Source organism: Sandarakinorhabdus sp., from assembly GCF_031422795.1.
Taxonomy (GTDB): domain Bacteria; phylum Pseudomonadota; class Alphaproteobacteria; order Sphingomonadales; family Sphingomonadaceae; genus Sandarakinorhabdus.
On record NZ_JANPML010000324.1, the window covers coordinates 1 to 11,153 of the forward strand.

Here is an 11,153-nt window from a genome sequence, read left to right on the forward strand (position 1 = left end):
GGACGGCAACTTGCCGAACATGCGGCCAAAGCGACCTGAATCATGATATTTTGATACTGGTGGGACGATGTCTTGCGGATAACTGCCGTGTTTAGACATTGCACGCTCCTCGGTTGTCGAACTCTGTCGCAATTTGGCAAATCTGCCAAATATTTCCAGTTGTAGTACGACCCGAATTGGAACGATTATCTTTACCAGTTGCATGAATGCAAATCTGGGTGATTCCCGCTTCTAAAGAAATGGTCGATCTTTTTCGTCAACGATGCAAGTTTTTTCGCATTTCATCAGCTGTAGTATTGGCACATGCGCGCCGAATGAGTCGCGGTTGACATAGTGAATGCCAATATCTTTCAGCTACCGCCAATAGCGGCCCGGACTATTGCTGCATGAACACAGGCGTTTGCATGGCTAGAGCGATTTTCGTGTCGCCTGCTGGCCGCCGCGCTTTATCAGCAGATTGCCGGCCGCGAATATTACAAGGTCGATTTGCTGAAGGCCAAGGCGGAGCAGGGTCTGGCACCGGTGCTGGAAGGTTGCCCGGCCAGTTGAGGAACAAAAAAAGGCGGCGAGGTTGCCCCCGCCGCCCGTTCGAACTTTACAGCCAGTTCTGATCAGGCGGCGACAGCGCGCCGACGGCGGGCGGCAAAGCCGACCAGACCAAACCCGGCGAGCAGCATGGCCCAGCTTGCCGGTTCCGGAATGGCGGCCCCAACGGTGTCGATGCTGATATTGTCGATGATCGGCGAGCCGTCGGAAACAGAAGTTTGGCCGAAGCTGAGCAGGTGCGACGAGCTGGTCGCGGTGAAGCCATACGTCAGCAGGCTGCCGGGATTGGTACCAGCCGCGCCAACCGTGCCGTTCACCGTGAACGACAGCCCGGCGATGCCGCCGGTAAGAACATAAGCCTGGCCGGGGCGATTGTCGCCCGACAGCAGGAACGACAAACTATATTGCTGACCGATGGTCAGGCCGCTGATCAGGCGCGTGGCCGAACCGCCGCCGCCATTTTCATTGATCAGCAGCGCGACATCTTCGCGCGCGAACGAAACGGCTGCGAAAGTGTTGTTGGTGTTGAAGGTCCAGCCGCCAACATTGTTGATGAAGAAATAGTCCGTATCGCCAAAACGATCGCTGCTGTCGTTGGATACCAGGGAGGCGCCAACGAAGTCGAACGAGAAGCTCTCGGAAAAGACCGTCACCGCACTGGCGGCCGTGCCGGAGAGCAGCAGTACTGCAGCAGCAAGCTTTGCAACAAAACGCATTTCGTAATCCCTTTACGCCAAATCAGCAGGTGCCGAGATGGTTGCAAAGACTGTGCCAAAATTATTAATCGTGTGAAATCAATGAATTAGATATTTTCGGTCCCTCGAGTTGTAAAGCCAGCCGACACACTGACAAGCAAAAGGCAGCAGCCGTTGCCGACCGCCGCCTTCGCACGTTCGCAGATTCGGGTGTTACGCCGGAACGCTTTGATTGAATGGGGTATCCTTGTCCGGACGCATATCGCCGGGAAGGCCGAGCACGCGTTCGGCGATGATGTTGCGCAGGATCTCGTCGGTGCCGCCGGCGATGCGCAGGCCGGCCGAGCCGATGTACGAACCCTGCAGCTTGGCCAGTTCGGGATCGGCATCAGCCCCGGCGATGAAGCCATCACCGCCCGACAGATCCAGCGCGAAGCTGGCCAGATCCTGCATGGTTTTGGCGACCACCACCTTGGAGATGGACTGTTCCGGCCCTGGCACCTGGCCCTTTGACAAGGCCGACAGCGCCCGCATCTGGGTGAGCTTGATGCCCTGATCGTTGATATAGGTCTGGGCGATCTTCTGGCGCACGTCGCTGGCCCCGATGGCCGGGCTGCCATCGGGGGCTTCCACACCCTTGGCCAGCTTCATCAGCGTTTCATAGCCCGGCGCATAACGCGGCTTGCCGCCAACGGCGAGACGCTCATGCATCAGCGTGGTGAGCGCCACCTTCCAGCCATCGCCAACCGCGCCAAGCCGGTGCGAATCGTTCACCCGCACGCCATCGAAAAACACTTCGTTGAAATCGCTGCCGCCGGACATCTGCTTGATGCCCTTCACCGTCACGCCCGGCGCCTTCATGTTCACGATGAACATGGTCAGGCCCTTGTGCTTGGGCAGACTGGGATCGGTGCGGCAGACGACGATGCCGAAATCAGAGGCGTGGGCAAAGCTGGTCCACACTTTCTGGCCGTCGATCACCCATTCTTCGCCTTCACGCACCGCCTTGGTGCGAATGCCGGCGAGATCGGAACCCGCCGCCGGCTCGGAGAAAAGCTGGCACCAGACTTCTTCACCCAGCAGCGCGCGTGGCACATAACGCTGCACGGCTTCTGGTTGGCCGTGGGTGAACACGGTGGGGATGCACATGCCCAGGCCGATGGAATACAGGCCCTGCGGCACGTGCCAGCGGCTTTCTTCCTGGCCATAGATGATGCTGTGCATGGGCGTCAGGCCCTGTCCGCCGAACATCGCGGGCCAGGTGATGCCGGTATAGCCGGCGGCGTTTTTCTTGGCCTGCCACGCTTTGGACCGCGCGATGAATTCGGGCAGCTTCATGCCTTCCGGCGCGGGCTGGCGATATTCGGCGGCGCTTTCTTCAAGCCAGGCGCGCACCGTGGCGCGATATTCGGCTTCCTGCGGCGTGTCGTTGAAATCCATGATGTCTCTCCCGAACTTCTCTTCAGCCTCGACGGCTCAGCCTGTCGAGGCGCATTTCGTCACGCGGCAGCGCTGTTGCGCTGTTCCAGCGCGCGCACCAACCGATCGGCCCACCAGCCGCGCGGGCCGAGTGCGGCGACCAGCGCGCGGTTGCGGCGGTAATAGAATTGGCAATCGCTTTCCCAGGTAAAGCCGATGCCGCCGTGCAGCTGGACATTTTCTTCGGCGCAATAGGCCAGCGCATCCAGGCTGGCGACGCGGGCAGCGGCCGCCACCTGGCGCAGTTCGGCGCCATTGGTGCCAATCATGGCCAGGCCATGCAGGGCGTGGGCGCGGGCCAGTTCCAGCTTGATATACATGTCGGCGCACTTGTGCTTGACCGCCTGATAACGGCCGATCTTCTGGCCAAAGGCAACGCGGGTCTTGGCATAATCCACCGTCATCGCCATCGCAGCGCCGGCGGTGCCAATGGCTTCATAGGCCAGGATGACGGCGGCGCGGTCGAGCCAATCCTGATAGTTGGCGGCATTGCCCAGCGCTTGCGCCGGGGTGTTGTTCAACGTCAGCTTGCCGTGGCGGCGAACGAGATCGACGGTTTCCACCGCCACCGTCTGCGCGCCTGCGAGATCGACGATGTACAGCTGCGGGCCATCGGCGCCGGCAGCGGCAACGATGGCGACATGGGCGACGGCAAGATCGGCCACCGGCTGTTTCACGCCCGTGAGCGCGGACCCGGTGGAGGCGGTCTTCACCGTGGCCGGGCTCACCGCGCCGGGTTCGCTCCAGGCGACGCACGCGATGATGTCCCCGCTGGCGATGCCGGGCAGATATTTGGCCTGCTGGGCCTCCGTGCCGGCCAGCACCAGCGCTTCGGTGGCGAGCAGGGTGGACACCAGCGGCACATGCGCGAGGCTGCCGCCAGCGGCTTCGGCCAGCTGAGCGACTTCTTCCACCGTCAGGCCCAGGCCGCCATGGGCTTCCGGCACGCGCGCGGCGGTCCAGCCCAATTCGGCAATTTCTTTCCACAAGGCGGCATCCATGGCGGGCGCATCAGCGGCCATCGCCAGCCTCGCCGGGCCAGTGCCAGCCTTTTCGGCGAGCAACTTGCGGGCCTGCTCGCCCAGTTCCTTGGCTTCGTCAGAAAAATCGAAATTCACGGGTCCACTCCCCAAATAAGTCTGGAGCGCAGATTACGCGCGCGTCAACCAGTGGCAACCTGTCGCTTTTGACCCGGTGTTGGTCAGCGGGTCAGAGTTTGTGTGCGCTCAGGAACTCATAATGCGGCCGGCAGGCGTCGCGCACCCGTGTCGCCTCGCCGGTCAGTTCCGGCAATGGCCCTTCGCGGCCATCAAAGCCGGTGGAGTCCAGCACCCGGCCATACCAGTGCGGCGCCCACACCCCATCGGTGTCGCGCGCGCCGGGCGCCCAGTGCAGCATGGCGTCGGTCCACGCGATGCCCAGCACAGCGCACAGGCGAGACAGGGTGCCAGCCGGATCGGCCAGCACATCAGCTGAATCGACCACGGGCGGCGCATGGCCCAGCCGGTCCGCCTCGGCTTCGAACCAGGCGCGCTGTTGTGCAAAGCCCAGCCCTTGCGCGGTCACAACTTCGCGTTTTGCGGCGTAACTGGCGATCACCCGTTCCGGCGCGCGAATCAGGAAGGCGTGTTTGAAGCCCGACAGGTCTGCCAACTGCACCGGCCCGATCATGTGATGAACCATGTGTTTTTGATACCACACCGGCTGCGCGCACGGGCCAGACAGGGTGGCGGCAACGCTGTGCCAGTCACAGTCCATATCGGCGATCACGGCGTCTGCCATCGGGTGATCGTCGCCGGTCTGGTGCAGATAGGCGCCGTAAAATGGTTCGTCACTTACGTGGCAGTCCGCCCGTGCGCCAAAGCTGCGCATCATGGCCGTCGAAAGATTGCGCGGCCCCGACCACATGGCAATGCGTAGCGTCACGGCCGCTCCCGCGCCGCGACGTCGGCTTCGATCAGTGCGCGATACAGCCCTTGCAGCCGCGCTACCATCGGACCGCGTGCGTCGGTGAGGTGGCGGCCGTCGATGCTGGTCACGGGCACGACGCCGGCAAAGGTGCCGGTCACAAACGCCTCGCTGGCCGAATAGACGTCGGTGAGGGAGAAATTCTTCTGATACACCGGGATGCCATTGTCCTCACACACCGCGATGACATTGCCGCGCGTGATGCCGGCGAGGCAATAATCGCCACTGGAGGTCCACACCTCCTCCACCCCGCGGCGGTTCTTCTTCACGATAAAGAAGTGCGTGGAATTGCACGTCGCCACAAAGCCGTGCGGATCGAGCATCAGCGCCTCGTCCGCGCCGGCCTGCGTCGCCTGGATGCAAGCCGTGATGCAGTTGAGTTTTGAATGACTGTTCAACTTCGGATCCTGCACATCCGGAAAGCCGCGCCGCACGTGGACGGTGGCGAGGCGAATGCCCTTCTCGATCGTGCTGGGCAGCGGGTCCTTGTATTCCGCGATGATCACGATGGTGGCCGGTGAGACCACCACGCGCGGGTCCTGATAGGGCGTTGATCGCAGGCCGCGCGTGACCATCAGACGGATGTGGCAGGCGGTCATCGCATTGGCGTCGATGGTGGCATAGATCCGCCGTTCCAGCTCCGCCTTGTCGATGCCGACATCCATGAAGATGGCCTTGGCGCCTTCCCACAGCCGATCCAGATGCTGATCCAGAAAGGCGATGCGGCCGGCGTGGACGCGCAGGCCCTCCCACACACCGTCGCCCAGCATGAAGCCGGAATCAAACACGCTCACCATCGCCTGCGCGCGCGGCAGCAGCTGGCCATTGACGTTGATCAGGATGGAGTCGTTGCGGGTATCGGCAACATAATCATGGGTGCCAAGGGATGTGGTGTTCATGCGCTCACTTCTTGAACAGGCTGTCAGCCGCAGCACGGAATATCGCGGCCCCGTCACGCTTGGCCTTGGCGCGGGCCAGTTCGGCCGCCAGCGCCGCGATGCGTTCATCCAGATCGGCGATGGACAGGCGGTCGAGGTCTTCGCGGGCCAGATCGACCAGCAGGTCGCTCTTCTTCCTGGGGAGGTCTTCATCGGTCATGGCGCGAAGGTTGACCGGGCGGGTGGCTGAGTCAATATCTGCAACCATGAGCATTTCCACTCCCATCCCCGCCACCATGACCGCCATCGATCCCGCTGCCCCCGGCGGCCCGGAGGTGCTGCAACCCGTTACCCGCCCGGTGCCGCAGCCGGGGCCGACCGATGTGCTGGTGCAGGTGGCGGCGGCTGGGGTGAACCGGCCCGATGTGCTGCAGCGACTGGGCCTTTATCCGATGCCGCCGGGCACGCCGACGATTCCCGGCCTCGAAATCGCCGGCATTGTGGTGGCGGTGGGCGATGCCGTCACGCGCTGGCGGCCAAGCGACGCGGTGTGCGCGCTGGTGGCGGGCGGCGGCTATGCACAATATTGCACCGCGCCGGAAAGCCAGTGCCTGCCGGTGCCGGCGGGCATGGCGATGACCGATGCCGCCGGCCTGCCGGAAACCTGGTTCACCGTCTGGTCCAACGTGATGGATCGCGGCCGGGCGCGACCGGGCGAAACCATCCTGATCCACGGCGGCACCAGCGGTATCGGCATCACTGCGCTGCAACTGGCAGCCGAGGTTGGCCTGAAAGCGATTGTCACCTGCGGCAGCGATGAAAAATGCGCGGCGGCCACGGCGCACGGCGCGGCGCACGCGATCAATTACAAGACGCAGGATTTTTCCGCCGAGGTGCTGGCGTTGACCGGCGGCAAGGGTGTCGACATCGTGCTCGACATGGTGGGCGGCGATTATGTGCCAAAGAATATCGCCTGCTTAGGTGACGATGGCCGCCACGTTTCCATCGCCTTTCAGCGCGGGCCAACTGCCGAGGTCAATCTGGGCCTCGTCATGCGCAAGCGGCTGGTGCTGACCGGTTCGATGCTGCGCCCGCGCCCCATCGCCTTCAAGGCGGCGATTGCCGAAACGCTGGAAGGCGTGATCTGGCCGGCGTTCGAGGCCGGGCGGCTGACGCCGGTGACGGATATGCTGTTCCCGCTGGCCGAGGCGGCGGCGGCTCACCAGCGCATGGAAGCCGGCGCGCATGTCGGCAAGATCGTGCTGCAGGTCAGCTGACGACGCCTTTTGGCGCGAACCGCTCATCCTGCCATTCGCCGCTCGCCAGCACCTGTTCGATGGCCGTCAGCGCCAGCCCGACATCGGCAAAACGCGTGGTGAGCGCTGGAAAGCCGAAGCGCATGGCATCGGGCGGGCGCATGTCGCCGATGACGCCGCGCGCGATCAGCGCGGTCATCACGCGGCGGGCAGCCGCGTGACGGATGATGACATGGGCGCCGTGACGGCCCTGCGGTGATGCGTCCACGCGCACGCCGGGCAGGGTGGCGGCGCCGGCAGCGAACAGCTGGACAAGCTGGCGGGACTTTGCCTCTGCCTGGGCCAGATCAATGCCATCGAATGTCGCCACCCCGGCTTCCAGCGCGCGCATCGCAAGGATCGGCGGCGTGCCGGTGAGCAAACGGCGCGCACCGGCGGCCGGCGCATAATCGGCAGCGAAATCAAACGGGCGGGCGTGGCCCATCCAGCCAGTCAGGGCGGGCTGCGCGGCTTCCCAATGGCGGCGGGCGAGATAGGCGAAGGCCGGGGCACCGGGGCCGCCGTTGAGGAATTTGTAGCCGCAGCCAACGGCGAAATCAGCACCATCGGCATCGAGATTGACCACCAGCGCGCCGGCCGAATGCGACAGATCCCACAGGGTGAGCGCGCCGGCCTGGTGCGCGGCTTCGCTCATCGCCGCCATGTCGTGCAGCTGTGCGCTGACATAATGCGCGTGGGTCAGCAGCATCAGCGCCACATCATCATCGAGCGCCGCCACCAGTTCAGCCCGCGGCACCCGCTTCAGCGTCACGCCCGCCAGCCCGGCCAGACCCTGCATCACATAGGCATCGGTGGGGAAATCGCTGGCTTCCATCAGAACCGTCGTGCGGCCGGCGCGCATGGCCAAAGCGGCACTCGCCAGCTTGAACAGGTTGAGGCTGACCGAATCGCAGGCGACCACGCTGTCTGGCTCGGCGCCTACGATCGGCGCGATGGCCGCGCCCAGCGTGACCGGCAGATCAATCCAGCCGGCATCGTTCCAGCTGCGGATCAGGCCTTTGCCCCATTCGTGCGCCAGCGTGTGCGCCAGCCGTTCGGGCAGGGCGGCGGGTAATGGCCCCAACGAGTTGCCGTCAAGATAGACAACCCCCGGCGGCAGCGCAAAGCGGGCGCGGGCAGGGGCGAGCGGATCGGCAGCGTCGAGCGCGGCCAGCTGGGACATTGAAGGCATCATCACCCGCCCTTGCGCCACAGCCGTGGCTCCATTACAAGCCGGTGCGTCCAGCCGTCCCCCCAGGGGCGGCTGTTTTCATGTTCGAGAAGGATGCCTCCATGGCCACCACCCTGCCCCTGATGCAGCATGCCACCGCCGCCTGGCTGGTGGATAACAGCGCGCTGACCTTTTCGCAGATTGCCGATTTCTGCGGGCTGCACATCCTGGAAATCCAGGCCATCGCCGATGATACCGCTGCCACCAAGCTGAAGGGCCGCGATCCGATCCGCGCTGGCGAATTGACCCGCGAAGAGCTGGACAAGGGTGAAGCCAATCCGGATTACGCCATCAAGATTTCGCGCATGCCCGAACAGTCCCGCCGCACGTCCGGCCCGCGCTACACGCCGGTGTCCAAGCGCCAGGACAAGCCGGATGGCATCTTGTGGATCATCAAGAACCACCCGGAAATCACCGATGGCCAGATTTCCAAGCTGATTGGCACCACCAAGACGACGATTGCCGCCATCCGCGACAAGAGCCACTGGAATTACGCCAATCTGCAGCCGCGTGATCCCGTCACGCTGGGCCTGACCAGCCAGCGCGAAATGGATGCGCTGGTTGCCATCGCTGCCAAGAAGGCCGGCATCGATACGACTGTCGATCCGGAAAAGGTGGAAGCCGATCGCGCCGCGCTGATCAATCAGCTGCAGGCCGAGCGCTACGCCGCGGCCAATGCGCCGGAAACGCCGGTTTCGAACACCCCCGGCACCGCGCTGGAGCAGGGCGAGGCATTGTTCCGCCGCTGATCCTGCTGTCCCGCTGAAGTTTTTGAAACCCGCTCATGCCTTGGCGTGAGCGGGTTTTTTCATTCCTCCCGCCCACCCAGCGGCAGTGGCAGTTCGCGCGGTGGTTCGCGATCGAGCAGGCCGGCGGCTTTCAGATCGGCCATGCCGGGCAGATCGCGGCGGCTGGTGAGGTTGAAGTGGGCGAGGAATTCCGGCGTGGTGGCATATTGCAGCGGCCGGCCCGGCGTTTCGCGGCGGCCGGCGGGGCGCACCCAGCCGGCTTCCATCAGCACGTCGATGGTGCCGCCAGAAACGGCGACGCCGCGGATTTCCTCGATTTCGGGCCGCGTAACCGGTTCGTGATAGGCGATCACCGCCAGCGTTTCGACACCGGCGCGGGAGAGCTTCTTCACGGTTTCGCGGCTGGTGCGCAGGAAGTGGCCAAGATCGGGCGCGGTCTGGAACTGCCATTTGCCGCCGCGTTCAACAAGGTTCAGCCCGCGCGGCTCGTAACTGGCGGCCAGCGCGCGCAGCGTGGGCAACAGATCGCCGCGTTCCCCCACATGGCGGGTGATTTCGGTGAGCGAAAGCGGCGCGTCGGCGGCGAACAGGATCGCTTCGAGGGCGCGGGTCAGGGCGAAATCCACAGTCTCGTCAGTCATGGCGAGCCTTCATCAGGATCGGGGCAAAGGCAGCGCCCTGGGAAAGCGTCACCTTGCCCTGGCGGGTGAGTTCCAGTGCAGCAACAAAACTGGAGGCCAGCACCGAGCGGGCATAGGCTTCGTCGGCCAGATCGGCCGGCAGGAAGCGGACAAGCTCCGTCCAATCGATGCTGCGGCCGAGCAGATGTTCCAGCCGTTCAATGGCTTCGTCCAGCGCCATCACTGGCCGGCGACGGACGACATGGACAGAGCGTGAGCGCCGCGCCGTGATCGCACCATAGGCGGACAGCAGATCGTAATAGCTGCATTCGATGGTGGCGCGCTTGTCCTCGGCCAGGCCTTCCGGGTTGGGGCGGCGGAACATGTCCCACCCCAGTTGCGGGCGGGCGAGCAGGCGCTGGCCGGCCTCGCGCATGGCTTCCAGCCGCTGCAGCTGGAATTGCAGTTTCAGCGCCAATTCGGCCGGATCGGGCTCGGCTTCCGGGTCTTTGGGCAGCAGCAGCAGCGATTTCAGATAGGCCAACCAGGCCGCCATCACCAGATAATCGGCGGCCAGTTCGAGGCTGAGCGCTTTGGCATCGCGGATGAAACCCAGATATTGATTGACCAGCGCCAGGATCGAAATCTGCGCCAGATCAACCTTTTGCGCGCGGGCCAGCGTGAGCAGCAGATCGAGCGGGCCTTCCCAACTGCCCAGTTGCAGGATCAGCGTGGCCGTTTCCGGTGCAGTCCGCACCGGCGACAAGAACTGCTCGTCGGTTTCGGTCACGCCAGCGCCAGCAGCGCGTCACGGGCGGCGGCCCATTCGGCGACCGGGGTGGAATCGCCCGCGCCCATCCACTTCATGGCAGCGGCCAGCCGGTCTGCGGCAGCGGCGCTCATCACAGGCGCGGCTTCGACGATGCTGCGCATTTCGGCGAAATCACCCGAGCAATGCAGTGCGATATCGCAGCCGGCATCAAGACTGGCGAGCGCGCGGGCACCGAAATCAGCCAGCGCATTGCTGCCCGGCGGGTGGCCGCCCGATTGCGGATTGCCGAGCGCGTGCATGCCCAGATCGTCGGACATCAAGAGGCCGCCAAAGCCGATATCGTGGCGGATGAAATCGATCACCGTGGGTGACAGCGTGGCGCAGCGCGCCGCGTCGAGCGCGGTGTAGGTGATGTGTGCGGTCATCGCCATCGGCGCATCGGCAAGGCGCCGGAACGGTTCGAAATCGCGCTCCAGTTCGTCGCGGCTGCTGGTCACCACTGGCAGTTCGAGGTGGCTGTCGGCGCGGGCGCGGCCATGGCCGGGGATATGCTTGACGACGCCGCAGATGCCGCCGGCGCGGAAGCCATCCAGCACCGCCTTGCCCAGCGCTGAAACCACCATCGGTTCCGCGCCAAAGCTGCGATCGCCGATGATGTCGTGGCCGGTGGGGTCGCGCACATCGAGCAAGGGCAGGCAATCGACGTTGATGCCCAGATCCTTCAGCAGCGCCGCCAGGGCCAGCGCGTTCAGCCGGCAGGCCTCGATCGCGGTGATCGGCGCCTTGTCATACAACAGGCCGAAACGTTCGCCGGTCGGGAATTCCGGCCAGTGCGGCGGACGCAACCGGGCGACGCGGCCGCCTTCCTGATCGATCAGGATCGGCACATCGCGGCCGGCCAGATCGCGCAGCGATTGGGT

General features: G+C 64.4%; 12 protein-coding genes. 2 read left to right on the forward strand and 10 right to left on the reverse strand.

All coding sequences use genetic code 11. The features are described 5' to 3' along the window. Positions 1 to 611: 611 nt before the first annotated feature. The 6 genes from RMO81_RS11715 to RMO81_RS11740 all read right to left on the reverse strand — a co-directional run bounded on the left by RMO81_RS11715 (position 612) and on the right by RMO81_RS11740 (position 5,840). Positions 612 to 1,262: a PEPxxWA-CTERM sorting domain-containing protein gene (locus tag RMO81_RS11715; RefSeq protein ID WP_310476064.1), complete on the reverse strand. Its 651-nt coding sequence runs from the start codon at positions 1,260 to 1,262 to the stop codon at positions 612 to 614. A 192-nt stretch (positions 1,263 to 1,454) separates the two neighbouring features. Further along, a complete protein-coding gene (locus RMO81_RS11720; protein WP_310476065.1) occupies positions 1,455 to 2,681 on the reverse strand; it encodes an acyl-CoA dehydrogenase family protein in 1,227 nt (408 codons plus the stop codon). Positions 2,682 to 2,740: 59 nt separating this feature from the next. Then, complete coding sequence (locus RMO81_RS11725) at positions 2,741 to 3,838, reverse strand: acyl-CoA dehydrogenase family protein (RefSeq protein WP_310476066.1); 1,098 nt, start codon at positions 3,836 to 3,838, stop codon at positions 2,741 to 2,743. A 91-nt stretch (positions 3,839 to 3,929) separates the two neighbouring features. After that, positions 3,930 to 4,646 carry an HAD family hydrolase gene (locus RMO81_RS11730; RefSeq protein ID WP_310476067.1) on the reverse strand — a complete coding sequence of 239 codons (717 nt, stop codon included), beginning with the start codon at positions 4,644 to 4,646 and terminating at the stop codon, positions 3,930 to 3,932. Further along, positions 4,643 to 5,587: an aminotransferase class IV gene (locus RMO81_RS11735; RefSeq protein WP_310476068.1), complete on the reverse strand. Its 945-nt coding sequence runs from the start codon at positions 5,585 to 5,587 to the stop codon at positions 4,643 to 4,645. The genes RMO81_RS11730 and RMO81_RS11735 overlap by 4 nt, the downstream gene beginning before the upstream one ends. Positions 5,588 to 5,591: 4 nt before the next feature. Next, positions 5,592 to 5,840: a DUF1192 family protein gene (locus tag RMO81_RS11740; RefSeq protein ID WP_310476069.1), complete on the reverse strand. Its 249-nt coding sequence runs from the start codon at positions 5,838 to 5,840 to the stop codon at positions 5,592 to 5,594. On the opposite strand from RMO81_RS11740, the gene RMO81_RS11745 reads away from it, so the two are divergent. Then, positions 5,833 to 6,843, forward strand: coding sequence for an NAD(P)H-quinone oxidoreductase (locus tag RMO81_RS11745; RefSeq protein WP_310476070.1), 1,011 nt, complete (start codon positions 5,833 to 5,835; stop codon positions 6,841 to 6,843). The two genes, RMO81_RS11740 and RMO81_RS11745, sit on opposite strands and share 8 nt — an antisense overlap. Here RMO81_RS11745 and RMO81_RS11750 read toward each other — a convergent pair. Beyond that, a complete protein-coding gene (locus RMO81_RS11750; protein WP_310476071.1) occupies positions 6,836 to 8,044 on the reverse strand; it encodes an aminotransferase class V-fold PLP-dependent enzyme in 1,209 nt (402 codons plus the stop codon). The two genes, RMO81_RS11745 and RMO81_RS11750, sit on opposite strands and share 8 nt — an antisense overlap. Positions 8,045 to 8,154: 110 nt before the next feature. On the opposite strand from RMO81_RS11750, the gene RMO81_RS11755 reads away from it, so the two are divergent. Further along, on the forward strand, positions 8,155 to 8,841 hold the full coding sequence (locus tag RMO81_RS11755) for a DUF1013 domain-containing protein (protein WP_310476072.1): 687 nt from the start codon (positions 8,155 to 8,157) through the stop codon (positions 8,839 to 8,841). Positions 8,842 to 8,900: 59 nt separating this feature from the next. Here RMO81_RS11755 and scpB read toward each other — a convergent pair whose 3' ends face one another. The 3 genes from scpB to RMO81_RS11770 all read right to left on the reverse strand — a co-directional run. Then, complete coding sequence (gene scpB, locus RMO81_RS11760; protein WP_310476073.1) at positions 8,901 to 9,482, reverse strand: SMC-Scp complex subunit ScpB; 582 nt, start codon at positions 9,480 to 9,482, stop codon at positions 8,901 to 8,903. Next, the gene (locus RMO81_RS11765) at positions 9,475 to 10,251 is read right to left on the reverse strand and encodes a ScpA family protein (protein WP_310476074.1); all 777 of its coding nucleotides are present in this window, start codon (positions 10,249 to 10,251) and stop codon (positions 9,475 to 9,477) included. Before RMO81_RS11765 ends, scpB begins: the two co-directional genes overlap by 8 nt. Next, positions 10,248 to 11,153, reverse strand: a 906-nt coding sequence (locus RMO81_RS11770; RefSeq protein ID WP_310476075.1) for a glycoside hydrolase family 3 N-terminal domain-containing protein, incomplete at its 5' end; no start/stop codon positions are given. The genes RMO81_RS11765 and RMO81_RS11770, both read right to left, overlap by 4 nt.